General features: G+C 68.4%; 23 protein-coding genes. 17 read left to right on the forward strand and 6 right to left on the reverse strand.

Going from position 1 to position 24512, the window contains the following annotated elements; genetic code table 11:
- Nucleotides 1–213: 213 nt before the first annotated feature.
- Nucleotides 214–1071 carry a RecB family exonuclease gene (locus tag CWT10_RS07090; RefSeq protein WP_103064448.1) on the reverse strand — a complete coding sequence of 286 codons (858 nt, stop codon included), beginning with the start codon at nt 1069–1071 and terminating at the stop codon, nt 214–216.
- Between the two features lie 296 nt (nt 1072–1367).
- On the opposite strand from CWT10_RS07090, the gene CWT10_RS07095 reads away from it, so the two are divergent.
- The 17 genes from CWT10_RS07095 to pyk all read left to right on the forward strand — a co-directional run bounded on the left by CWT10_RS07095 (nt 1368) and on the right by pyk (nt 20160).
- On the forward strand, nt 1368–2861 hold the full coding sequence (locus tag CWT10_RS07095) for a sugar ABC transporter ATP-binding protein (RefSeq protein WP_103064315.1): 1494 nt from the start codon (nt 1368–1370) through the stop codon (nt 2859–2861).
- Nucleotides 2862–2864: 3 nt separating this feature from the next.
- Nucleotides 2865–3824 carry an ABC transporter permease gene (locus CWT10_RS07100; protein WP_174721947.1) on the forward strand — a complete coding sequence of 320 codons (960 nt, stop codon included), beginning with the start codon at nt 2865–2867 and terminating at the stop codon, nt 3822–3824.
- Between the two features lie 34 nt (nt 3825–3858).
- On the forward strand, nt 3859–4794 hold the full coding sequence (locus CWT10_RS07105) for a sugar ABC transporter substrate-binding protein (RefSeq protein ID WP_103064316.1): 936 nt from the start codon (nt 3859–3861) through the stop codon (nt 4792–4794).
- 49 nt (nt 4795–4843) lie between these two features.
- Nucleotides 4844–5962: a site-2 protease family protein gene (locus tag CWT10_RS07110; RefSeq protein WP_103064317.1), complete on the forward strand. Its 1119-nt coding sequence runs from the start codon at nt 4844–4846 to the stop codon at nt 5960–5962.
- Nucleotides 5963–6058: 96 nt separating this feature from the next.
- Entirely contained in the window at nt 6059–7255 is a 1197-nt protein-coding gene (locus tag CWT10_RS07115) for a multidrug effflux MFS transporter (RefSeq protein ID WP_233188395.1), read from the forward strand.
- 50 nt (nt 7256–7305) lie between these two features.
- A complete protein-coding gene (locus CWT10_RS07120) occupies nt 7306–8178 on the forward strand; it encodes a class I SAM-dependent methyltransferase (protein ID WP_103064319.1) in 873 nt (290 codons plus the stop codon).
- 139 nt (nt 8179–8317) lie between these two features.
- On the forward strand, nt 8318–9385 hold the full coding sequence (locus CWT10_RS07125; protein WP_103064320.1) for a tRNA (adenine-N1)-methyltransferase: 1068 nt from the start codon (nt 8318–8320) through the stop codon (nt 9383–9385).
- On the forward strand, nt 9378–11015 hold the full coding sequence (gene arc / locus CWT10_RS07130) for a proteasome ATPase (protein ID WP_103064321.1): 1638 nt from the start codon (nt 9378–9380) through the stop codon (nt 11013–11015). The genes CWT10_RS07125 and arc overlap by 8 nt, the downstream gene beginning before the upstream one ends.
- 6 nt (nt 11016–11021) lie before the next feature.
- The gene (gene dop / locus CWT10_RS07135) at nt 11022–12737 is read left to right on the forward strand and encodes a depupylase/deamidase Dop (protein WP_103064322.1); all 1716 of its coding nucleotides are present in this window, start codon (nt 11022–11024) and stop codon (nt 12735–12737) included.
- Complete coding sequence (locus CWT10_RS07140; protein WP_103064323.1) at nt 12734–12916, forward strand: ubiquitin-like protein Pup; 183 nt, start codon at nt 12734–12736, stop codon at nt 12914–12916. Before dop ends, CWT10_RS07140 begins: the two co-directional genes overlap by 4 nt.
- Nucleotides 12913–14379 carry a Pup--protein ligase gene (gene pafA, locus CWT10_RS07145; protein ID WP_233188396.1) on the forward strand — a complete coding sequence of 489 codons (1467 nt, stop codon included), beginning with the start codon at nt 12913–12915 and terminating at the stop codon, nt 14377–14379. Before CWT10_RS07140 ends, pafA begins: the two co-directional genes overlap by 4 nt.
- The gene (locus tag CWT10_RS07150; RefSeq protein WP_103064324.1) at nt 14376–15665 is read left to right on the forward strand and encodes an FKBP-type peptidyl-prolyl cis-trans isomerase; all 1290 of its coding nucleotides are present in this window, start codon (nt 14376–14378) and stop codon (nt 15663–15665) included. The genes pafA and CWT10_RS07150 overlap by 4 nt, the downstream gene beginning before the upstream one ends.
- Nucleotides 15666–15667: 2 nt before the next feature.
- Nucleotides 15668–16441, forward strand: coding sequence for an imidazole glycerol phosphate synthase subunit HisF (gene hisF / locus CWT10_RS07155; RefSeq protein ID WP_103064325.1), 774 nt, complete (start codon nt 15668–15670; stop codon nt 16439–16441).
- 53 nt (nt 16442–16494) lie between these two features.
- Nucleotides 16495–16920: a phosphoribosyl-AMP cyclohydrolase gene (gene hisI / locus CWT10_RS07160; RefSeq protein ID WP_233188397.1), complete on the forward strand. Its 426-nt coding sequence runs from the start codon at nt 16495–16497 to the stop codon at nt 16918–16920.
- A gap of 24 nt (nt 16921–16944) precedes the next feature.
- Nucleotides 16945–17766, forward strand: a complete 822-nt coding sequence (locus tag CWT10_RS07165; protein WP_103064326.1) for an indole-3-glycerol phosphate synthase TrpC — start codon at nt 16945–16947, stop codon at nt 17764–17766.
- Nucleotides 17767–17769: 3 nt separating this feature from the next.
- Nucleotides 17770–18636, forward strand: a complete 867-nt coding sequence (lgt, locus tag CWT10_RS07170) for a prolipoprotein diacylglyceryl transferase (protein ID WP_233188398.1) — start codon at nt 17770–17772, stop codon at nt 18634–18636.
- Nucleotides 18637–18708: 72 nt separating this feature from the next.
- The gene (pyk, locus tag CWT10_RS07175; RefSeq protein WP_103064327.1) at nt 18709–20160 is read left to right on the forward strand and encodes a pyruvate kinase; all 1452 of its coding nucleotides are present in this window, start codon (nt 18709–18711) and stop codon (nt 20158–20160) included.
- On the opposite strand, the gene CWT10_RS07180 is transcribed toward pyk, so the two are convergent.
- The 5 genes from CWT10_RS07180 to CWT10_RS07200 are packed head-to-tail and all read right to left on the reverse strand — an operon-like array spanning nt 20127 to nt 24455.
- A complete protein-coding gene (locus tag CWT10_RS07180) occupies nt 20127–20753 on the reverse strand; it encodes a hypothetical protein (RefSeq protein WP_103064328.1) in 627 nt (208 codons plus the stop codon). The genes pyk and CWT10_RS07180 overlap by 34 nt on opposite strands.
- Entirely contained in the window at nt 20750–21403 is a 654-nt protein-coding gene (locus CWT10_RS07185; RefSeq protein ID WP_103064329.1) for a hypothetical protein, read from the reverse strand. The genes CWT10_RS07180 and CWT10_RS07185 overlap by 4 nt, the downstream gene beginning before the upstream one ends.
- Nucleotides 21404–21417: 14 nt before the next feature.
- Complete coding sequence (locus CWT10_RS07190; protein ID WP_199176397.1) at nt 21418–22269, reverse strand: ABC transporter ATP-binding protein; 852 nt, start codon at nt 22267–22269, stop codon at nt 21418–21420.
- Nucleotides 22262–23320 (reverse strand): FecCD family ABC transporter permease, encoded by a 1059-nt coding sequence (locus CWT10_RS07195; RefSeq protein ID WP_103064331.1) that lies wholly within the window; start codon nt 23318–23320, stop codon nt 22262–22264. Before CWT10_RS07195 ends, CWT10_RS07190 begins: the two co-directional genes overlap by 8 nt.
- Nucleotides 23301–24455: an ABC transporter substrate-binding protein gene (locus CWT10_RS07200; RefSeq protein WP_103064332.1), complete on the reverse strand. Its 1155-nt coding sequence runs from the start codon at nt 24453–24455 to the stop codon at nt 23301–23303. The genes CWT10_RS07195 and CWT10_RS07200 overlap by 20 nt, the downstream gene beginning before the upstream one ends.
- Between the last annotated feature and the right edge of the window lie 57 nt (nt 24456–24512).

The following is a 24512-nucleotide window of genomic DNA, read 5'->3' on the forward strand; positions in this document are numbered from 1 at the left end:
AGTCTGACTAATAGTACTCGGGTGCTGCTGCCTCACTGAGCCCTGGCCAGGTCGAGCATGCAGCAACACTCTCCGCGGTGTGCGCGGGGGCTGCGGGCTGCGATCTGGGAGCTCATGAGTGCGTCTTCCGTACAGGGTGAGGGTATTGCTAGAGGCCATCGACCGCGGTCGGCGACCATGGCCATGATGCTAGGCGCGGCCGAGTAGTCTGCGTCAACGGGATACCACTTCGTGAGACGGTCCGGTGACCCGTGCCTGTCCTGCTGTTGCGGGCCGGGCGGTGAGCAGCCGCTCTACGCCATCGGCCGGCAGCTCGGGGGTGGTTCCGCCGAACAGCGGACAAAGCGCCTGAAATGCGCACCAATCGCACAGGCGGGAGGCGTGGGGAGCAAAGTCGCCGGCGGCGGCGCAGTCCTCCACCTCATCCCAGATGCGGGCGAGCCTGGCCTCAGTCGCCTCCAGTTCCGGCAACCGCGGATCGTGGGTGAGGATGCGCCCATCCTTGAGATAGACGATCTGCAGGCGCGCCGGGGCGCGGCCGCGCAGGCGCCACAGCACCAGTGCGTAGAAGCGCATCTGGAACAGCGCCTCCTCCTGGAAGCGTGGGCCGGGGGAGCGTCCGGTCTTGTAGTCGACCACGCGCATGGCGCCGTCGGGGGCGATGTCCAACCGATCGATGAAGCCGCGCAGCAACAGCCCGTCGCGCGTGTGCGTCTGGACGAATAGTTCGCGCTCGGCCGGTTCTAGTCGTCTGGGGTTCTCCAGCCGGAAATAGGCGCTGATCAGTTCCTCGGCCTGCTGAAGCCACGGGCCGACCTGGGTGGGATCATCGAACAGCTCCATCACCGTCGGGTTGTTGGCCCTATGCGCCTCCCACTGTCCGGGCAGCAGGTCCAGGGCGGCCTGGCTAGTGCGGTCTTGGGCCGGCAGATCGTAGAGCCGCTCCAACACCGCATGCACGAGGGTTCCCTTATGGGTGGCCAGGGAGCCCGGCTCCGGTAGGCGGTCAACCGTGCGCAGGCGGAACAGCAGTGGGCACTGCATGAAGTCCTTCGCCCGCGACGGAGACAGCGCCATACGTCCCGAGCCGCCGCGGCTTGCGCCGCCCCCGGGGCCCGTAGTGCGGGCGGCGCTGGGAACCGGAGAGGCGGCGGGGCGATTGGGTTGCTCACTCACATGGGTGAACCTACCGCCGCCCGGTGGTGTGACGGGGGATGGTCCGCCCGGGGATCCACATCCCGGCGCCGTAGCCATGCACGAACGCTCCCTGTGGACGGCGGTGAGCTGAGTCTATGAAAATCTATTGACAGGACAATAATGTCGTCCTAGGCTTCAGGTCACAGAATCGTCTACGCAAAGGAGCGGTTATGGGCGAGGTGGCGCTTCAGGCGCGTGCAATAGCGAAGTCCTTCACAGGCGTGCAAGTGCTCGACGACGTGTCACTGGATGTGCGCGGTGGTGAGGTGCACGCCCTGATGGGGGAGAACGGGGCTGGCAAATCCACGCTCATGCGGATCCTCATCGGTGCCCTGCACGCAGACGGCGGGCAGGTACTGATCGACGGGCGCCCGACCCGGATCGATTCGCCCCGCCGGGCAATGGATCACGGCATCTCCATGATTCACCAGGAGCTCAACCCGGTGCTGGACATGCGCGTGTACGAGAACATCTTCATCGGCCGCGAACCGCGTGACCGCCTGGGACTGGCGGACCTGCGGCGCATGCGCCGGGAGGCCATCGGCCTACTGGACTCTTTGGACGTGAAACTGTCCGCGGACGCCTACATGCGGGACCTGTCCGTCGCCCAGTGCCAACAGGTCGAGATCGCCAAGGCGCTGTCCGTGGACGCCCGCATCATCATCATGGACGAGCCGACCTCCGCGATCGCCGACGACGACGTGGACAAGCTGTTCGCGCAGATCCGGAGCCTACGCGAAGCGGGGGTGGGCATCATCTACATCTCCCACAAGATGGAGGAGATCTTCCGCATAGCCGATCGCATAACGGTGCTTCGGGATGGCAAGAACGTGGTCAGCGGACCGGCGGCCGACTTCGACGAGCCGGCGCTGATCAAGGCCATGGTCGGCAGGAGCATAGACGACGTCTTCCCCAAACGGCAGGTGCCATTGGGTGAACCCGCCTTCGAAGTGCGGCACTGGAGCGTTCCCGAACATGTTGAAGACATCAGCCTGACACTGCGGCGCGGAGAGATCCTCGGCATCGGCGGGCTGGTCGGCGCGGGCAGATCCGAGCTGGTCCAGTCGCTGTTCGGATTCGGCACTCATACCGCGGGCGCGGTGCGGCGCGACGGCATTGAGGTGCGACTGCGGCGGCCCGCCGACGCCATTGCCCATGGGATCGCCTTGATCACGGAGGACCGCAAGCGCACCGGCCTCAATCTCGCCGGTACGGTGCTGGAGAACATGACCCTGCCCTCCCTGGGTCGACTGTTCAGTGGCGGACTCATAGCACCGCGCAAGGAGCGGCGCACCGTCACTGACTACATGCAATCACTGCGGGTTAGGGCCACCTCTCCGAACCAGTACGTCGCCGAGCTGTCCGGTGGCAATCAGCAGAAGGTCGTGCTGGCCAAGTGGATGCTGACCGAGCCCGATGTCGTCGTCTTCGACGAGCCGACCCGCGGAATCGACGTCGGCGCCAAACGCGATATCTACGAACTCATCGGCGACCTGGTGGAGCGGGGGAAGGCCGTCATCCTCATCTCCTCGGAGATGGGGGAGCTGATCGGTCTCAGTGATCGAATAATGGTTCTGGCCGGGGGCCGCTGCACCGGGACGCTGGAACGTTCCGAATTCTCCCAGGAGGCGATCATGGAGCTCGCCTCGCGATTCGAAGGATGAATCATGAATGCTGTCATACAGAGGGTAAGAGGATGGTCGATCCGCGATGCGGGGATTCTGCTGGTATTTCTCGCGCTTGTGTTCGGCCTGTGGCTGGTGTCGCCCGGCCATCACTTCCTCAGCGTGAACAATGTGCTACTGATACTGGTCCAGACCACGATCAACGGAATCCTCGCGATGGGCATGATGTTCGTCATCATCTCCGGGGAGATAGACCTGTCCGTGGGCTCAACCATCGGCCTGGCGGGCGTGGTTGCCGCCATGCTCGCCCATCCCGGCGAGTACCCGGTTATCGTGCCGATTCTGGCGGCGCTTCTGGTCGGTGCGCTGGTGGGCCTGCTCAACGGAATCGGCGTCGCCTACGGAGCGATACCATCTTTCATCGTCACCCTGGGCACGATGACAGCGGTGCGCGGGCTGGCCCTGATCGTCTCCGGCGGAGCCCCGATCTTCAACGTCTCAGAGACCTTCGAGGCCGTTGCCAGCGCCAGAATAGGGCGTTTCCCCGTGATGGCGATATACCTGCTGGTCATCTTCCTGGTCTGCGCCTTCGTGCTGCGCCGCACGGTATACGGCCGACGAGTGTACGCCGTCGGGGGCAATCCCGTGGCGGCCGAGGTTTCCGGCGTCAACGTGAAGCGCTCGAAAGTCTCGGTCTTCGTGATCGCGGGCCTGCTGGCTGGATTTTGCGGGGTGCTGTTGGCCTCTCGTACGATCAGCGGTGCCCCCACCGCCGGCGAGTCCTACGAACTGGATGCGATCGCAGCGGTGGTAATTGGCGGCGTGTCCATGTCGGGAGGAAGAGGAAGGGCCTCAGGCGTGCTTATCGGCGCGCTGATGATCGCGGTGATCGCCAACGGGCTCGACATCCTGGGAATAGACGCCAACTTCCAGCGGGTCGTCAAGGGCGCGATCATCGTGACGGCGGTGCTCCTGGATGTCAAGGCGCGGCGGCGGAAATGACATGCGTAAGCGCTATTTCGAAGGGAGAGGAAACATGAGGCGTTTACTCGCAGCGGTTGGCGTCATGCTTGTTGCCGCGTCCCTGGTCACGGCCTGCACGGTCGGTGACTTTGACGGGAAAACGCGGATCGCGCTGGTCATGAGTCACATGACCAACTCGTTCACGACCACGGTGGCCAATGCCGCTGTCGCCGAGGGCCGGGAACTCGGCCTGGAAGTAACCGTGTTCGACGGTAACAGTGACGCCGCCACGCAGATCAGTCAGATCGAGTCCGCGGTCGCGCAGGCGTATGACGGCATCCTGGTCGAGCCCGTCTCGAAGGAGGGCATCGCTCCGGGCCTCAAGGCGGCCAATGAGGCGCAGATCCCGATCGCCACCATCGTGCAGCAGGCCGAGCAGCAGGAACGGGCCGCCTCCTATATCGGAGGCGATGACACCGCCGCGGGCGAACTGCAAATGACGCAGGTCGTCGAGGCGATAGGTGAACAGGGCGCGGTCGCCGTCCTGTACGGCCCTATGGGCTCCGACGGACAGCTACAGCGCAAGGCGGGCTACGACGCGGTACTGGCGGAGCACCCGGGGGTCAGCATCGTCCTCGAGCAGACCGCTAACTGGGATACGGCCGAAGCCCTGACCGTCACCGAGAACTGGCTGTCCACCGGAACGCATATAGACGCGATTGTCGCCCAGAACGATTCGATGGCGCTGGGGGCAATGAAGGCACTGAGCAATGCCGGTCGGGATAAGCAGGTGCATGTGTCGGGTGTAGATGCCACCGACGACGGCGTCGCCTCCATCCGCGACGGAGGCATGGCGGGAACGGTCTCGCAAGACACCGCCGGCATCGGCGCGCTGGCAGTCGACACCATGGACAAGCTCATCAGGGGCGAGGAAGTGGATGCCGTCAACTACACCCAAGCGGTGTGGATCACGATCGACAACGTGGACGCATTGGATTCCGACGGTTGAATGCCGGCGCCTTCAAGGCGAGTGGAGCCTGCGCCACTAAGGTCGGGGCATGACCGCCTCTGCCGCCCGACGCCGATCGGACTCCTGGACGCTGTTCACACTGGGCGGCGCGCCCGTCGTCGTCGCCCCCACCTCGCTACTACTGGGCCTGCTCATCGCTGGCAGCTGGTACCCCGTGTTGCATGCGCTGCTTGACGGCCAGAGCCTCTTGACCGTACTGGGCACTGTTGTAACCGTGGTGCTCGGAGTCGGCGTGAGTATCCTCATTCATGAGCTCGCCCATGGCCTGGCAGGTACGTTGCTGGGACGAAAGCCGGTGCTCTACGAGCTGTACCTGTGGGGTGGGCGCACCAGCTTCGGCCCCGCAGAGCAATGGCGGCCCTGGAAGGATGTAATCACCTCCCTGGCCGGCCCGGCCGCGAACCTGATCCTGTGGGCGCTCGGGCGCACCCTGTTGGACACCCGGGTGGGCCCCGCACCCGTGTTCGTGGCCGTGTGGACCCTGACCTGGGTCAACCTCGCCCTGGCGATCTTCAACGCCCTGCCGGCCCTGCCGCTGGACGGCGGACACGCGCTCAGCGCCCTGATCGAGCAGCTCACCGGCAGGCGCCGACTGGGCCGGCGGGTGGCGGCCGTGGGCGGACTGGTTGTGGTGGCGGGCATCGCCTGGCGCTGGATCCTGACCCCGCTGCTCGCCGGCGCACGACCCGACTCCTTCAGTCTCATCCTCTCCGTCATGGTCGGCTGGCCGATCGCCACCACGTCCTGGCGCGTTCTCGGCCTGGGGCGTGGCGGTCGCGCCGCCGCCAGGCTCGATCTGCGCACCCTGGCCCGACCGGTCGCCGTCGTGACTGCGGACACGTCGCTCGCCGTCGCGCGCGGACGGATGGAGGCGGGGGCGGCGCTCGTACTGGTCGCCGAATCCGTACGGCTGCAGGGCGTGCTCGACGCCGCGGCCCTGGCGGAGCTGGAGCGTTCCGGACTGCCCGATGACGGCGCCGTGACTGTTGGCCAGGTGTGCACCGTGCTGCCGGCGTCGGCCGTCACCACCCAGATGACCGGGCAGGGCGCGGCCGACGCCCTGGCCCGGGCGCGCACGGTCTCCCGCTGGCTGGTGCTGGTGGAAGGCAGCCGTGTCACCGGCGCCGTCCCCACCGGGGCCCGCTGAGACCGCCGCCCCGACCCAGTAACCCAGTCTCTGTCCCGGTGTCTATCTCAATATCTAGGAGTGTCCTTGTCTCGGAATCGGCCGCAGCCCGCCACCGTGACCGTTGGTCTTGTCATTGCGCTGGCGGTGCAGAACGCCGTTCCGCCCTTCGCCACCGACATGTACTCCCCGGCCTTCCCCCGCATCACGGTGGATCTGGGTACCAGCTCGACCGCCGTCGGACTGACCCTGACCGCCTTCTTCATCGGCATGGCTCTGGGGCAGGTGGTCGGCGGAACCGCCTCGGACCGCTACGGGCGGCGTCGTCCCATGCTTCTGGGCGGGGCGGTGTGCACGCTCGGTGCGGTGGTGTGCGCCTTCGCGCCCGGCATCGCAGTGCTGCTGGCGGGTCGGTTCCTGCAGGGGCTCGGCGGCGGCACCGCCGCCGTGGTGGGACGCGCGGTGCTCGTGGACGTTGCCCACGGCCCACGCCTGGCCTCTACCATGTCGATCCTCATGGCGGTTGGAGCCCTCGCCCCCATGATCGCCCCGGTGGCCGGCGGCGCCGTACTGACCGTCGCCTCGTGGCGCGCCGTCTTCTGGTGCCTGGTCGGCTTCGGATTGTTCATGACCGTCATGGCCGCCGTCTTCGTGCCCGAGACCCTGCCGGAGCAGCGGCGGCTGCACGGCAACGGATTACGGCGCTTCCTTGAAGGCGCCGGGGAGCTGCTCCGCCACCGCCGCTACCTGGGCTACATGCTCACCTCCGCCTGCTCCGGGTTCGCCATGTTCGCCTACATCTCCTCCTCATCATTCGTGCTGCAGGAGATCAAGGGGCTGAGCGCGCTGACGTTCTCGGTGTTCTTCGCCGCCACGGCGGGCAGCCAGATGCTGCTGAGTCTCCTGAACGCCCGCCTAGTGCAGCACGCGGGCATTCGCCGCCTCATCGGGCTGGGGCTGAGCATCTCCGCCGTGGGCATCGGCGCCGTCGCGGTGAGCGTGCTGCTGCTCGATGTGGCCCTCGTGCCGCTGTGTGCCGGATTCCTACTGGTGATGTCCGCCCAGGCATTCATCTTCGGCAACTCCAGCGCCCTGGCCCTGGGGGAGGCACCGCATGTTGCCGGCGTGGCCAGCGCACTGCTCGGCGTGGCGCAGGCGGCCGCGAACGGCACCTCCGCGCCCCTGGCCTCCTCCGGCGGCGGTCAGAGCGCAGTGCCGATGGTCGCCGTCATGCTGGTCGGCATTGTCGGCGCCTGGTGCGCCTACCTGCTGGTCGGCCGCATCGGTGACGCGCGCCGCCTGCCGACGGACTGAACCACGCCCCGGGGCGGTGCCGCCGGCGCAGGCTGTGGAACACTGACGCCGTGAGTTCCGCCGACCCGCCCCGCCGCGCCGCCTACTTCGCCGACAACCGGGCCAACTGGGACGATCGCGCCGCACTGCACGAGGCCAGTGGCTACGGCATCGAGGCGCTGCTCGCCTCCCCGACCGCCATCACCGCCGAGATCGCCCCGGACCGCAAGCGCCTGGGCGACCTGAGCGGATTGGACGTTGTGCACCTTCAATGCCACCTCGGCCTGGACACGGTGAGCCTGGCACGCCTGGGCGCCCGCCGTGTGGTGGGGCTGGACCTGTCGGGCGGGTCCCTGCGCCGCGCCAGGTCCATCGCCGCGCGTGCCGGCGCCGACATCGAGTTCGTGCGGGCCAATGTCTACGACGCCCGTCAGGCGCTGGTGGGGGACTTCGACCTCGTCTACACGTCTCTGGGGGTACTGTGCTGGCTGCCCGACGTGGCGGCATGGGCCCGCGTGGTCGTCTCGCTGCTGCGGCCCGGGGGCCGTCTGGTGTTGCGCGATGATCATCCCCTCTTCCAGGCGGTGGGCGACGACGTCAGTCGCGGCCTGATGCTCCACGAGCCCTACTTCCAATGCGCCGACCCCATGACCTGGGAGGATGCGGGCTCCTACGTCGCCGCCGCCGACGGGGCGCCCGCCATCACTCATACGGTCAGCCACCAGTGGAACCACGGCGTCGGCGAGATCCTCACCGCCCTGCTCGCTGCCGGGCTGGTGCTCGACGAGGTGACCGAGACCCGCTACTCCGCCTGGTGCCGTTGGCCCGAACTCATGGAACGCTGTGCGGAGGGTTTCCGCTTCGCCGACCCGGCCCTGCGCGACCGGCTTCCGCTTCAGCTCGCGGTGGTGGCCCACCTGCCGGAGCAAGTCGGAGGTCAGTGACCCCGGTGGCGGCGTTTTGCCCTTTCCCGGCGTTGCTCGTGGCGCTCACGCTGAAGCCGTTCTCGTTCCGCTGCCTACGCGCGTGCGCGGGCATACCGCGTAATGCCGACGTACCCGGGGATCACTAGACTCGGGGCCGATGAGCGAGCAGACCACTCCCGCCGTGCAGCCACGCGTGGCCACCCAGCAGGTGCTGGGGCAGGCCGGGCGCCGTGGCCCCTTCCGCTACGGCGAACGCGTGCAGGTCACCGACTCCAAGGGCCGCAAGCACACTTTCGTGCTCGACCCCGGCGGCTACTTCCAGTCCCAGCGCGGCAGTTTCTACCACCGCGACGTGGTCGGCCGCGACGAGGGCACGGTGATCACCACCGAATCCGGGCATGAACTGCTGCTGCTGCGCCCGCTGCTGGCCGACTACGTGCTGTCCATGCCGCGCGGCGCCCAGGTCGTCTACACCAAGGACGCCGCCCAGGTGATCGCCTTCGCCGACATCTTCCCCGGTGCTCGCGTGCTGGAGGCCGGGGTCGGTTCCGGTGCCCTGACCATGAGCCTGCTGTCCGCGATCGGGGAGGGCGGCCACCTGCTTTCCATCGAGCGACGCCACGACTTCGCGGCGATCGCCGCCTCCAACGTCGATTCCTGGTTCGGCCGTCACCACCCCGCCTGGGAGCTGCGCACCGGCGACTTCGCCGACGTGGTCCCCACCCACGTCGCCGACGCGAGTGTGGACCGCGTAGTGCTGGACATGCTCGCCCCCTGGGAGAACATCGACGCCGCCGCCCGCGCGCTGGTGCCCGGCGGCGTGTTCCTCGCCTACGTCGCCACGGTTCCGCAGCTGTCGCGCACGGTGGAGGCACTGCGCCGCTCCAGGCGTTTCACCGAGCCCGAGTCCTGGGAGTCGATGGTGCGCAGTTGGCACGTGGACGGCCTGGCCGTGCGCCCCGACCACCGCATGGTCGCCCACACCGGCTTCCTGGTCTCCGCCCGCCGCCTCGCCGCGGACTGCGCCCCGCTGACCCGTAAGCGCCCGCCCGCCCGCGGCGCCTACGACGACGCCGGCTACTGGACCATCGAGGATGTGGGGGAGCGCACCAGCACCGACCGCAAGGTTCGCCGGGTATTGCGCGACTGCCGGGCCAAGCAGCCCGAGGACGCCACCCCGGTACAGCCGGGCCTGCCCGGGCCGCAGGAGTCGGAACATGAGTGAGTCCCAGCCCTTGGGCATGCCGGCGCGCGACTTCACCAGCCATCAGCTGCGTGAGGCCCGCGCGGAGGCCATCAGCCTGTCCGCGAAGAACGAGCGCCTCGTGACGGCCCTGAACGCCGCCCGCGAGCGCATCGCCGAGCTCGGCGCCCAGCTCGACGCCGTCACCCGCCCACCCGTCACCCTGGGACTGCTCACCGGCCTACCCGGCTCCGCCGAGGCCGACGTGTCCCTGGGCGGACGTCACCTGCGGCTGGGGCTGCACCCCGATCTGGATACGGCCGAGCTGGAAGTGGGGCAGCGCGTGGCCGTCAACGACCAGATGCTTGTGGTTGACGCCCTGCCCGCACCCGACACCGGGGAGGCGGTCACCCTGGATGAGGTGCTGGCCGACGTCGACGACGCCGCGACCGCTGGCGAGCGCACGGCGGTGTCCGCGGCCCGCGCCCTGGTCACCACCGGCTCTGGCGCCACCCGCGTGGTGCGGCTGGCCGGGCACCTCGACGCCGACACGCTGCGGCCCGGCGACACACTCGCCACCGACCTGCGCGCCGACCTGGTAACCGCCCGCATCGCCCGCACCAGCGTCCAGCAGCTGGTGGTCGCCGAGACCCCGGACGTGTCCTGGGACGACATCGGCGGCCTGGGCCCGCAGATTCAGCAGATCCGTGACTCCCTCGAACTGCCCTTCGCCCACCCCGACCTGTTCCGCGCCTACGGGCTGCAGGCCCCCAAGGGCATGCTGCTGTACGGCCCGCCCGGCTGCGGCAAGACCCTGATCGCCAAGGCGGTCGCCACCTCCCTGGCCCGCTCCACGGGCGCCGGCGTCCAGGACGCCGCCTTCCTGAATATCAAGGGCCCGGAACTGCTTAGTAAGTTCGTCGGCGAGACGGAGCGGCAGATACGCGCCATCTTTGACCAGGCCCGCAAGGTCGCTGCCGAGGACCGGCCGGTGGTGATCTTCTTCGACGAGATGGAGGCCCTGTTCCGCACCCGCGGCAGCGGCGTCTCCTCCGACGTGGAGACCATGATCGTGCCGCAGGTCCTCACCGAGATCGACGGTGTGGAGTCGCTGAACAACGTGGTCATCATCGGCGCCTCCAACCGGGAGGACATGATCGACCCGGCGATCCTGCGGCCCGGCCGTTTCGACGTGAAGATCCGCATCGACCGCCCCGACGCCGCCGGTGCGCAGGAGATCCTCGCCAAGCACCTGCGTGCCGACCTACCCCTGGACCCGGCGGCGCTGGCCGCGGTCGGAGGCGACCGGGAGGCCGCTGCCGCCGCCATGCGCCGGGCCGTGGTCGCCGACCTTTACGCCCGTGACCCGGCCAACGCGGTACTGGAGATCATGTACGCCTCCGGGCGGCGCGAGACCCTGTACCTGGCCGACTTCGTCTCCGGCGCCATGCTCGCCGCCATCGTCGCCCGCGCCAAGACCTCCGCCATTAAGGATGAGCTGGCCGGCGGGGACGGCGGGTTGTCCACTGAGCGGCTGCGCGCGGCGGTCGCCGTTGAGGCCCGGCAGAATGAGGAGATCACCGCCGCCGCGGCCCCGGAGTCCGCGGGCCGCTTCATAGGCCACAGCAGCGGGCCCATCCACGCGGTACGCCGTATTCAGGAGGGGGACTGAGCACATATGAATACAACAGGCAGCACTGATCGCACTGACTTCGGGCCGGTGCACCGTCCCGTGGGCCTGGAGACGGAGTTTGGAGTAATCGAGCCGGGCAACCCCCGCGCCAACTCGGTGGTAATGGCCAGCCGGATCGTGGCCGCCTACGGCGGCGTCTCGCGTCCCGACACCGGTGCGCGTGAGGCCGTCCACTGGGACTATGAGGGGGAGGATCCGCTCGCCGACCTGCGCGGGGGCCGCCTGGAGCGTGCCACCGCCCACCCCAGTCAGCTCACCGATGACCCGGACCGCCCCGCCCCCTCTGGCGACCTCCCCCCGGCCCCGTGGGGCACGCGCCCGCGCCCTGGCGCTGCCGAGGCTGCCCTGCCGCAGGCCACCACCGCGGTGCTCGCCAACGGTGCTCGTCTGTACGTGGACCATGCCCACCCCGAGTACTCCTCCCCGGAGGTGCTCACCCCCCGCGATGCGCTGGTGTGGGACCGCGCCGGGGAGGTGATCGCCCGCCGCGCCATGGCTGCCCTGGACCCGCGCGACGGCAAGGTCGTGCTGTACAAGAACAACGTTGACGGCAAGGGTGCCGCCTACGGCTCGCACGAGAATTACCTGGTGCGCCGTGACCTGCCCTTCGACACGCTGGCCGCTGCCCTGATCCCCTTCCTTGTTACCCGGCCCGTATTCGCCGGTGCCGGCCGGATCGGTATTGGGCAGCGCAGCGAGACGCCCGGCTTCCAGATCAGCCAACGCGCCGACTATGTGGGCACCGACATTGCCCTGCAAACCACCTTCAACCGGCCCATCGTCAACACCCGCGACGAGCCGCACGCCGACGCCGTCCGCTTCCGCCGCCTGCACATCATCAACGGTGACGCCAACCGCTTCGACGTGCCCACCTATCTGAAGGTCGCCACCACCGACCTGCTGCTGTGGTACCTGGAGCGCGCCCACGATCGCGGTCAGGGGCTGGGGGTGCTGGCCGACTTGCGTATCACCGCCGACCCGGTGGAGGAGCACTGGGCGCTGTCCCACGATCCGACGCTCACCTATGCGCTGGCCACCGCCCGCGGCCCGCTGACCGCACTGGAGATCCAGCGCGCCCACCTCGATGCGATTACTGCCGCACTGGGCGAGGACTACGGCGGCATCGACGCCGAACACGTTGGCACAGAAACCGCCCAGGCACTCGGCCTTTGGGGGCAGACCCTGGACGCGCTCGCCGCTTACGCCGCCTCCCTGGGCACCCCCGAGCAGGGCGCGGCCACCGATCGTGCCGCCGAGCTGGTCGAATGGGTTGCCAAACTGCAACTGTGCGAGGGGCTGCGTGCGCGCTCCGGAACCGGCTGGGACGACCCGCGCCTGGCCGCCGCCGACATCCAGTGGGCCGACCTGCGCGCCGGCTGCGGCCTGGCCGAAAGGCTCATTGCCGCTGGCCGCACCCGCCGCCTGGTCACCGAGGCCGAGGCGGAAGCCGCAGCTGACCGGCCGCCCGCAGGCACGCGCGCCGCAGTCCGCGGCGCGGCGGTAGCCAACCACGGGGCCGTCGTCGCCGCCTCCTGGACCAGCCTGGTGCTGGACGTGCCCGGGCGAGCCGAGCTGCTGCGCCTGCCACTACCCGACGCCGTGGCCGTCTCGGACGCCGAGTCGGCACGTATCCTGGGCGCCGTCCAAGCCGCCGTCACCCCCGCAGAGCCGGAAGAATCAGAAAGTCAATCACGCGCATGAGCCTGAACGAGCAGATCCAGCCCAACCCCGAGCCCGCCGCCCCCAACCCGGAACCGGCCGCCGGCTCCGGGCAGATGCAGGCCGCGGCAGTCGACGACATCCTTGATGAAATCGACACCGTCCTGGAGACCAATGCTGCCGCCTTCGTCCAGGGCTTCGTCCAGAAGGGCGGGCAGTGACGGTGACGGCGCCCGCGGACGCCCCCCGCACTCGGCGCGCGCCCGCCCGTCGGATCTTCGGCGTCGAAACCGAGTACGGCATCACCTGTGCCTCCACGGTTGGCGGAACCCCGCCGCTGGACGCCGACCACGCCGCCCGTGAACTATTCGCCCCCCTGATCGACCGGGGCCGCTCCTCCAACGTGTTCACCCGTGGCGGCGCGCGCCTGTACCTGGATGTGGGCTCCCACCCCGAGTTCGCCACCGCCGAATGCGATAACCTCATCGACCTGCTGGCCCAGGACCGGGCAGGCGAACTGACCATGGCCGACCTGGCCGCACAGGCCAACGCTCGCCTGGCTGCGCAGGAGGTGCCCGGCCGCATCCACCTGCTGAAGAACAACCTTGACGCCCAGGGCACTGGCTTCGGCTGTCACGAGAACTACCTGGTGCGCCGCCGCGGGGACTTCTGGAATGACGCCCGCACCCTGGTGCCCCACCTGGTTACTCGACAGATCCTGGTCGGCGCCGGGCACATCCTCACCGACCCAACAGGCTCGCGCCCCGCCCGCTACGTCTTCTCCCAGCGCGCCGACCAGATGGAGGACGCCGTCTCCTCGGCCACCACCCGCGCCCGGCCCCTGATAAACACCCGCGACGAGCCGCACGCCGACGCCGAGAAGTACCGGCGCATGCATGTGATCGTCGGGGACTCCAACATCGCCCAGGGCTCCACCCTGCTCAAGGTCGGCGCCATGGACCTGCTGCTGGACTACCTGGAGGCCGGCGGCGACCTGTCCGACCTGCGCCTGGCCGATCCCATGCGTGCCATCCGCGACACCTGCCACGACCTGAGCGGCACCGTGCTGCTCGAGCTGGCGGACGGACGCACCATCACCCCCGTAGAGCTGCAGACTGAACACCTGGTGCGCGTGCGCGCACACGCCGACGCCGAGCTCGACCTGACCGACGCACACCGGTGTGTGCTGGACCTGTGGGAGCGCGGCCTGGAAGCGGTGCGCACGGGTAATCCCACGCTGGTGGCCACAGAACTGGACTGGGCGGCCAAGCAGCAGCTGTTGACCCGCTACGCGCAGCGTGCCGACACCGCCCTGGACGACCCGCGCGTGGCCCGCCTGGCCCTGGCCTACCATGACGTCGACCCCAGCGACGGGCTGCGACCCCGGCTGGAGGCGGCCGGGTTGTTGACCCGCATCGTTGCTGACGACGCCTGCCGTGCCGCCGTCGACACGCCCCCGGCCACCACCCGCGCCCACCTGCGCGGTGCCGCCATCGCCCGCGCCGAGGACCTGCGCCGGGACCTGTCCGTAGACTGGGTCAACCTCAAGTTGGACGACGGCCATTCCCGCTCGGTGGCTCTGCGTGACCCCTTTGCCGCCGTTGATACGCGTGTGGACGCACTGCTGGCCGCCATAGATACGCCTGAACCGCCTCGCTCTGGCATACTCGTGACCGGCCCATGATTTCTTACGACGACAAGACCACGCCGCTGCCCCTACGCGGGCCCGACGGCAAACCGCTGACTCGCCGCCAGTTGCGCGAGCTTGAGCGGGAGATGGAGCGCGCCCGCCTGCGGGAGGAGGAGTCCCATGGCATGCCGGGCGCCGCGCCGGCGGCGCTTAAGTCGCTATCCGCCGCGGCGGAGCCCCCCGCTGTCACCGGGGCCCAACGAGCCATTGGCGCCGCCTTGGGGCGGCCTCGTCCCAAGGGACGCGTCGCCGTTGTGCTGGCGGTGCTGATCGTCGCCGCGATCGTGCTGGTGCCCGTGGTCGTGTCCCGGATGGGACACGGCGACGAGGTGGCTGAGGCGGCTACCGAGCAGGCAATCGCCGCCGACGCCCCAATCGAAACGGTGGTGGAGGTGGCCGGGCGGGTCGGGTCCGTTCCCGTGGTGTCGCTGCTGTCGCCGCTTGCGCCGGCAACCGCCGTCACCACGGACACGTTGATCACCGGTGAGGGCCGCGCCCTGTCCGAGGGCGACGCCGTCCTGCTGTCCGTATCCACTTTCTCTGGAACCAGCGGGGCGAACACCACGGGAACCTCCAGCGGTGTGCGCGTATACCGCGGCACCGTTGACCAAACCGCGCTCGGCGAAGTACTGGCTGATACGGTCACCGGCGTCACCGAGGGCTCCCGCCTGGTGCTGCGCGCTCCCGTGTCTGGGCAGGACGGCGCCGTGGCCACCGAGATAACCGTCGTCGACGTGCTGCCCACCACCGCCTCCGGGCAGGAGCGGGCACCTGTGGACGGCATGCCCACCGTCACCTTCAGCGCCGACGGCACCGTGGCTCTATCCGTTGAGGGGTTGAGCGCGCCCACCCGGGCCGCAGCCTCCGTGCTTGTGGCAGGAGCTGGAAGGCAGATCGACTCCGGCGACGTGATCATCGCACGTTACGCCTTCGTCAACTGGTCCGATTCCGAGCTGCGCACCTCCAGTTACGGTGCCACAACCGTCCCCGGCACCATCAACATGTCCGATACCATGGCTGGTATTGCGCAGCAGCTGGTGGACTCCACCGTGGGCAGCCGCATCGTGCTGGCGCTACCGGCCGATCAGGCGGCCGGTGACGATGCGCTGGCGGTGGTCATAGACATACTCGCCGTCGCCGCCGGTGACTCCCTGACCGACGCCACCGCCGCGCCCACCACGCAGGGCCCCGAGGACAAGGGTGTAGTGCGTGTCACTCCAGGTCCCGAAACGGGCTTGCGATCCGCCGTCGGCCCACCGGCGGGCAGGGAGGAGCAGTAGACATGAGTGTCGCCGTGCGTGTCATCCCGTGCCTGGACGTCAAGGACGGCCGCGTGGTCAAGGGGGTGAACTTCAAGGGTCTGCGCGATGCCGGAGATCCGGTGGAGCTGGCTGCGCGCTACGACGCCCAGGGGGCCGACGAGATCACCTTCCTGGACGTCTCGGCCTCTTCCGAGGGCCGTGCCACCATGCTGGAGGTGGTGGCCGCCACCGCCGAGCAGGTTTTCGTGCCGCTGACCGTCGGCGGTGGGGTGCGCAGCGTGGAGGACGTCGACCGGCTGTTGCGGGCCGGCGCCGACAAGGTCGGCATCAACACCGCCGCCATCAACCGTCCGGAACTGCTGGCCGAGGTCGCCTCCCGCTTCGGCAACCAGGTGGTGGTGCTCTCCGTGGATGCCCGTCGCTGCCCGGAAGGGGTGAGCACGCCCTCCGGCTACGAGGTCACCACCCACGGCGGCACCCGCTCCACCGGCATCGACGCCGTGGAATGGGCGGGGCGCGCCGCCCAACTGGGTGCCGGTGAGATCCTGCTGAACTCCATGGACGCCGACGGCGTCACCGACGGGTTCGACCTGGAAATGCTTGACGCTGTGCGCAACGCCGTGCACATTCCGCTGATTGCCTCCGGCGGCGCCGGCCGACCCGAGGACTTCTCCGCCGCCGCCGACCACGGCGCCGATGCCGTCCTGGCCGCCAGCGTCTTCCATTACGGCACCATGACCATCGCGCAGGCCAAGGATGCGTTGCGGGCGGCCGGACACCCTGTGCGCGGTTGATCGTCCCGGATTCGATGAGCGGGACGAGCCCGCAGTCGTGCGAGAATTCAGGGGTGACAGCTTCACCCGAGTCCCTGCCCGCCGAGCTGGCCGACCGCCTAAAGCGGGACGCGAACGGCCTGGTGGCCGCCGTCGTCCAGCAGTACGACACCCGTGAGGTGCTCATGGTCGGCTGGATGAACGACGAGGCCCTGCGTCGCACCCTCACCGAGGGACGGGTGACCTACTGGTCGCGGTCCCGGCAGGAGTACTGGCGCAAGGGTGATGCCTCCGGACACCACCAGTACGTCAAGGCCGTATCCCTGGACTGTGACGGCGACGCCCTGCTGGTGGAGGTGGACCAGGTAGGCCCCGCCTGCCACACCGGCGCGCGCACCTGCTTCCTGGCCGGCGGCGATCTGGGTGCCAGCGTGGGGGAGCGTCCCTCCAGCCGGGATGGATTTGCCTCCAAGGCTCCCTCCGGGAACCATGTGGGCTGAGAATCGTAAGGGGGTGATCGACGGGTGGACACCTTCGGAGAGCTCGCCGGCACGGCGCGGGCCTGTGTGGCCGAACGCGAACGGCGGGTCCCGCTGGCGCAGCTGAAGGAGGCGGTACGCGGCGCCCCGGCCTGCCGTGACGCCGCCGCCGCACTGCGCAGTGAGGGCCGGGCTGTCACTGTGATCGCCGAGGTCAAGCGCGCAACTGCAACCTTCGCGGACCTGTCCGGTGTCGGGGACGTGGCCATACTCGCCGGCTTCTACGCCGCCGGTGGTGCCGCCTGTGTATCGGTGGTCACCGAGCCGGTCCGCTCCAACGGGCGACTGGCGGACCTGGACGCCGTGCGTGCCGCGGTGGACGTGCCCGTGCTTGTCAATGACATCGTGGTCACTCCCTACCAGGTGCATGAGGCCCGCGCCCACGGTGCCGACCTGCTCATGCTGGACGCCCGTCTGCGTCCCCTCATCCTGGAATCGCTGATTGAACGCACTCACTCCCTGGGCATGGCCGCCGTCGTCCAGGCGCACTCGCAAGGTGAGGCCGTGACCGCCGTACAGACCGGAGCGCGCTATGTCGCGGTTGACGCTCGTGATCCGGAGACCCGACAGGTGGACCGCTCCCGCTTCGAACAGGTCGCGCAGGTGCTGCCGCCCACCGTGACCCGTATCGCCACCGGGGGTGTGCGCGGCCCCCATGATGTGATGAGTTATGCCCGCGCCGGTGCCGATGTCGTGCTCGTGGGTGAGGCCGTCATCCGCTCCGTCGACCCCCAGCAGTTCGTCGCCGAGTTGGTCGCCGCCGGCAGTCACCCGGCGCTCCATCCCACAACCTACCGAGAGGGGTAGTAATTGCCCGCAACCCTGTTCGGCCCGACCGTAGTGTCGGCGGCATACATCCCCAGCCCCGCCCAGGGGGTGTGGCATCTGGGCCCGTTCCCCCTGCGAGCCTACGCATTGTGCATTCTGGCCGGAGTGTTCGTCGCCGTGTGGTGGACCGACCGCCGCTACCGTGCCGCCGGCGGGGACAAGGACCAGGTTCTGGACGTGGCCCTGCTGGCGGTGCCTGCCGGCATCGTTGGCGCACGCCTGTACCACGTGGTCACCTCCCCGGACGCCTACTTCGGCGCCGCCGGCGACCCGGCGCTGATCCCGCAGATCTGGCGCGGCGGCCTGGGAGTCTGGGGAGGAATATTCTTCGGTGCGCTTGCCGCGGCCTGGATGCTGCGACGCCGGGGGCTGCGGTGGGCGCCCTTCGCCGACGCCGTCGCCCCCGCCCTGCTGGTGGCACAGGCCATCGGGCGCCTGGGCAACTGGTTCAATCAGGAACTCTTCGGCTCCCCGACCACCCTGCCCTGGGGCTTGCAGATAGACGACGCCCACCTGCCGGCCGGTTACGCCTCCGGCACCCTGTTTCACCCCACCTTCCTTTACGAGGCGCTTTGGAACCTGGCCGGCGCCGCCTTCCTCATCTGGCTGGAGCGGTGGCTACGGCGGCGTGACGGGGCTGTGGGCGGACGCCTGCTGTGGGCCTACCTGATGGTGTACACGGCCGGACGAGTGTGGATCGAGTCCCTGCGCATTGACGACGCCCAGCTGATCGCCGGGCTGCGGTTGAACGTGTGGACCTCCATCCTGATCTTCCTGGTGGGGCTAGCCTGCTTCATCTGGGCCTCGCGCCGGTCTGTGCGCGATGACGTCAATCGCGAGCAGCGGTGACGAAGGTCCCAACCCGCTAGTGAGCGCGTGAGAGTGCTCGTAGTCGGGGCGCGAGTCATTTACTCTTGCCCTATGCGCAGAGCGAAGATCGTATGCACCCTGGGGCCCGCCACCGACTCACCCGAGCAGGTGCAGGCGCTCGTGGACGCCGGCATGAACGTGTGCCGCATAAACCGCTCCCACGGGCGCGCCGAAGACCAGGAAGAGGTCATCGCCCGCGTCCGGGCCGCCGCAGAGGCCTCCGGTCGAGCGGTGGCGATCCTGGTGGATCTGCAGGGCCCTAAGATCCGCCTGGGCAACTTCGTGGATGACCAGAAGGTCATGCTCAACAAAGGCGACGAATTCACCATCACCACCGACGATGTCCTGGGCACCGTCAAGCGCGTGTCCACCACCTTCAAGGGCCTGCCCGGTGACTGCCGGCCCGGGGACCGGCTGCTGATCGACGACGGCAATGTGGCCGTGCGGGTCACCGCTGTCACCGACACCGATGTGGTCACCCGGGTGGAGGTGCCCGGCTATGTCTCCAACCACAAGGGCATCAACCTGCCCGGCGTAGCCGTGTCCGTGCCCGCTCTGAGCGAGAAGGATCGGGAGGACCTGCGCTGGGCCCTCAAGATCGGCGCCGACCTGATCGCCCTGTCCTTCGTGCGCAACGCCGAGGACATCAAGGACGTGCACGAGATCATGGATGAGACCGGCGTGCGCATCCCGGTGATCGCCAAGATCGAGAAGCCGCAGGCGGTGGAGAACCTGCTGGACATTGTCTCCGCCTTCGACGGCATCATGGTGGCCCGCGGCGACCTCGGCGTGGAGATGCCGCTGGAGGCGGTGCCACTGGTGCAGAAGCGCGCCATCGAACTGGCCCGCCGCCAGGCCAAGCCGGTCATTGTTGCCACCCAGGTGCTGGAGTCAATGATCCAGAACCCGCGCCCCACCCGCGCCGAGGCCTCCGACTGCGCCAACGCCATCCTTGACGGTGCCGACGCCGTCATGCTCTCCGGTGAGACCTCCGTGGGGGCCTACCCGATCGAGGCGGTGCGCACCATGGCCAATATCATTGAGAACGTGGAGGAGAACGGCGGCGAGCGTATCGCCCCGCTGGGCTCCTACCCGCAGACCCGCGGCGGTGCTATCACCCGGGCGGCCGCAGACATGGGTGAGCAGCTTGACGCCACCTACCTGGTCACTTTCACCCAGTCCGGGGACACCGCCCGCAGACTGTCCCGCCTGCGTTCAACCATCCCGCTGCTGGCCTTCACGCCGCTGCGCTCCACCCGCAACCAGCTGTCCGTCTCCTGGGGCGTGCAGACCTACGAGGTCCCCGAGGTCAAACACACCGATGACATGGTTGATCAGGTGGATGAGGTGTTGCAGGCCAAGCACCTGGCCCAGCCGGGCGACGAGGTGATCATCGTGGCCGGCATGCCTCCGGGCACGCCCGGATCAACCAACTCTATCCGCGTGCACACCGTGGGGGAGCGCAGCGACTACCGGGTGCCGGCCCAGCGCAGCACGCAGTAGAGCAGCTGGGTTGCGCCCGGCATGAAGCCCGCCCCGTGGTGGTAGCAGGGGTCCATGGTCGTGACCAGGATCGCGCCGGGCGTGCTGGACTCGTCCAGGAAGGTCGTCACGCCCGCCTCGGCACCGTCCTCCTCCAGCGCAACCAGTGGGACCGCGCCGTCGGGTAGCCGGAAGATCCCGTGGTGGTGCCAGATTACCGAGCGCTCGGACAGATAGTCCCAGATGGGGTGCTCCGGGCTGCGGCGTCGCATGCCGGAGTCCTCTCCGGTGCGCCACCACCAGAAGTTGGTGGGGCGCGGCTGCCATTGCAGCCCCGGAAGCCATTCGTGGGCGGAGTTCTCCCCGAAGACGACCAGGGTTCCGCCGCGCTCGGCGACGGCGTGCATGGCGGCGGCGTGGCGCATGAGCAGCCGGGGGTGCGAGCGGTCCGCGACTATCAGAGCATCAAGGTCGGCGAAGTCGGCCGTTGTCGCGTCGGGCAGGTACAGGTCCACCGGGCGGTAGGGGCGCAGGGCGGGGTCGGCAAGGGTCCGCAGCTGCGATCCGGTTCCGGTGTGGGCCAAACCGATGTTCGGTGTGGATGTGGGGGTCATGCTGCGCCTCCAAGCCAGTTGCGGATGTTGTCGGTGAATCGAGTGAGGGTGGTGCCCGGGGTGCGGGCGAAGATGGCCAGGTCCAGGCCGGCATGAACCACCACACGGCCCTCACCCATCGGGATCTCTACGTCGATCGGCGCTTCCAACGGACCCAGGCCGTTGATGGTGGTGCTGCCCTCCGGCAGGTCCAACAGGTAACCTCGGCCATAGAAGCCGGCTACACCGAACCGTTCCAGGTTCTCCCGGGTGCGGGGCGTATACGGCCCGGTCCGGTACAGCAGCTCCTTAACGTCGATGCCGTGCCACACCGGGTGCGGGGCCAGGCGGGTGATGCCCAGATCGCGTGGACCGTGGTACTCCAGTAGCCGCCACTTGGGCAGGTCAGTCACCCAGGGCTCGACCACATGACCGTTGACCAGCATGCGTCCGCCAGCGCGCAGGAACGCGTCGAACAGCTCGCGGTGGCGGGCCAGGTGCCGCTGGTCGCACATGCCGGAGACAAGGATGCCGGGCGCGCACATGATTGCGCGGGTGTCCAGATCGTAAGGGTCGAGGGGCCGAAACCCCTCCGGTACAGTGACGGCCCCCATGGTGGGGGAGCCACCAGTGGGCACCGGCGTGAGCCAGAGCGGTTGGTCAGTTGCCATGAGTGTGCTCCGTTCTACTTGGAATGGCGGGTGTTGGCGGCAGAGGTCTGCGCGGCGGGAGGTCTGCGGATGCCGTAGTCCGCAACGACGACGCGCTGCGGCAGGCCGCCGACGTTCACCTCGGGGGTAGTAACCGGCAGGCCGTACAAGGAGGACAGGGTGGTGCCGGTCAGCAGCTTGGCGGTGGCGTCTATGCGAATGTCCGTGGCATCCACGATCAGCAGCGTTAGGTCGGCGATCCGCAGGGCGTGCTCCGGGTGGTGACTGGTCATCACCACGGCCATGCCGTCCTTCGCCAGGGCATGCAGAACGCCCAGCACACGGGCCTGGTTACGCAGGTCCAATGCGGAGGCGGGCTCGTCCAGTACTAGGACGCGGCAACCGGTGGCCAGTGCCCGGGCAATGAGCACTAGTTGACGTTCACCGCCGGAAAGCGCCTGGTAGTTGCGGTCGCGCAGGTGACTGATACCGACTCGGTCCATTGCCGCTAGCGCGGCCTCGTGGTCGGCGCGGCCCGGGCTGGAGTAGGCGCGTATGAATCGGGCCCGCCCCATCAGCACCATATTGAGCACGGAGAAGGCTGCGGCAGCGCCGTGGGACTGTGGAACATAGCCGACAACCGCACGCCGGGTCACCTCACCCTCGGTGGGTCCGCGCAGCCCGGCCAGACAAGTGACCAGCGTGGTCTTACCGCGGGCATTGGGGCCCAGCACCGCCAGCACCTGTCCCGTCTCCACTCGCAGATCCACGCCGCGGAAGATCCATCCGCCGCGCCCGTAGCGGAAGCCGAGGCCGGTGGCGTCCAGCAACGCCCCTGAGCGCTTGGGAGGGGGTGAATCGGTTGTTTTGCCGAGCGTATTAGTCACTGAGCCACACCCGCCTTCTGAATCGCGCCAGTAGGACCACGAAGAATGGGGCGCCGATGATCGCGGTGAGAATGCCCAGCGGCACCTCAACCGAGGCGATGGAGCGGGCAAGCGTGTCCACCGCCGTGAGGTAGCCGCCGCCCAGCAGGAAGGAGGCGGGGAGCAACACGCGGTTGTCGGCTCCCACCAGCAGACGGGCCAGGTGGGGAACGAGCAACCCTACCCAGCCGATGACTCCGGATACGGAGATGGCGGCGGCCGTCAGCAGCGCCACTGCCAGTAGCGCCGCATTGCGGTAGGGGGCGGGCGGCACGCCCAACGCACGGGCGTCGTCGTCGCCCAGAGACAGGATGTTGAGTCGCCAGCGCAACAGCAGGACCGTGACGGCGCCCACCAGTATTGGCGGAAGTGCCGTTAACACGCCGCCCCAGCCGGCCGTTGCCAGGGAGCCGAGCAGCCAGAAGGTGATCGCGGGAAGATCCCGGTATGGGTCGGCAATATAGGTGAGCAGGGAGGTCAGTGCGCTGAACAGGGCGCTGATGACCACACCGCCCAATACGATCATCAGCAGCGGCGCGCTGGAGACGATGCGGCTGAAGGCCACCACGCAGCCGAGCGCCCCAAGCCCGAACAGGAAGGCGCCGCCCACCAGCCAGGACGAGCCCAGTCCGGCCACCATGCTCAACACTCCGCCGAAGGACGCTCCGGCGGAAACGCCGAGCACCTGCGGGCTGACCAGGGGGTTGCGGAACACCGATTGCAGCACGGCTCCCGAGGTCGCCAGGGCTGCACCGACCAGGAATGACAGGATCACCCGCGGTAATCTCACTTCGAAGACGATGCTCGCCTCTTGGGCGTACCAGGTGCGCTCCAGCGGAAACACGCGGGCAAGCAGCATGCGGGCCACCTCCACCACCGGGATGCTGAAGCGGCCCGCCGCCAGCGCCAGCAGGCACACGGCTGCCGAGACCATCCCGATCATGCCTACGGTCAGCCACGGTCTGTTGCGCCAGGGCTGTCCGCGGGAGGCGTCAGCGGGAGAACTGCTCATAGCCCTGCGCCTCGGTGTTGTCATCGAACCGCAGGATCTGGTCGATCTCGTCCTCCGAAAGCGAGTAGCCGTACAGGAAGTCGTAGTTGTCCCGCAGCTGCTCACGCAGGTCAAAGGCGGCGGTGTCCGGGTAGGCGATCTGGGCTGCCCACATCATCATCAGATGCGATTCGGCGCTGGGCGGATCCCACCAGAAACCGCCGGATGGAACCGCGTAAACCCTGTGATTCCTCACGGCTTGCAACTCCGACAGGGCGGAGTCGGCATATAGATCTGCGGGCGTCAGGGCCGTCATGGAGGAGACGAAGATGATCTGCGGATCCCACGCCAGCAGTTGCTCCACGCTGGTGGCGTTGGAGGTCGAGTAGTCGACGTCGGCGCCGATATTCGTGGCCCCGCATAGTGTCATCCAGGTGTTCATGTACCCGCGGGTGGAGCTCATGCCGGCGTTATAGCCGGAGTCGCCGGCCGAGCGCAGGAATAGCACCGTGGGGGAGGCGTTCTGTTCGGCGGCGAAGGCTTTCAAGGAGGCGATGGTCTGGTGCATGCGCCGGAGGATCTGCTGGCCGCGCTCCTGGCGTTGCAGCAGGGTCGCGAATATCTGGATCCACTGTTCCAGATACTCCTGGGTGCCGTAGCGCAGGCCGATCACCGGGTAACCTGCGGCCTCAATGGGGTCGATATAGGTGGCGGAGTCCCCCTGATCGGCCCACTGGATGACCACGTCGGGGTTGATGCGGGTGATCTCCTCGACGTTGGGGATGAAGTCGGAGTTGGCGACGGTGTCGTTCGAGACGGCCTGAGGGAACATCGTCTCGAACACCGAGCCCCGGTCGCGCTTGACGGTGGACTCGTTGACGCCGTCTATGCGGTCGTAGCTCTGGTCGATCGCGGTGAGGATCGATGGGGAGGGGATCACCGTGGTGACGATGCTTGTGATCGGTCGGGTGAAGGTGTGGGTCTTGTCGCGCTGATCGGTGATAACGATCGGTTCGGTTAGCGTGGCGCTGTTCTCGGCCACGTCCTGGCCGGAGCGGGAGGAACAGGCCCCGACGGCGAGGATGGCGGGCAGTGCCGTGGTGATGCCGGCGGCTGCCCGAAGGACGGTGCGCCGAGGACAGGAATGGGCGCGCATGTGGCTCCTTCAGAACGTAGGACGGCCCGTCCCTCGGTTGTTACCCTCGGAACGGAT

Source organism: Actinomyces qiguomingii (genome assembly GCF_004102025.1).
Classification (GTDB): domain Bacteria; phylum Actinomycetota; class Actinomycetes; order Actinomycetales; family Actinomycetaceae; genus Actinomyces; species Actinomyces qiguomingii.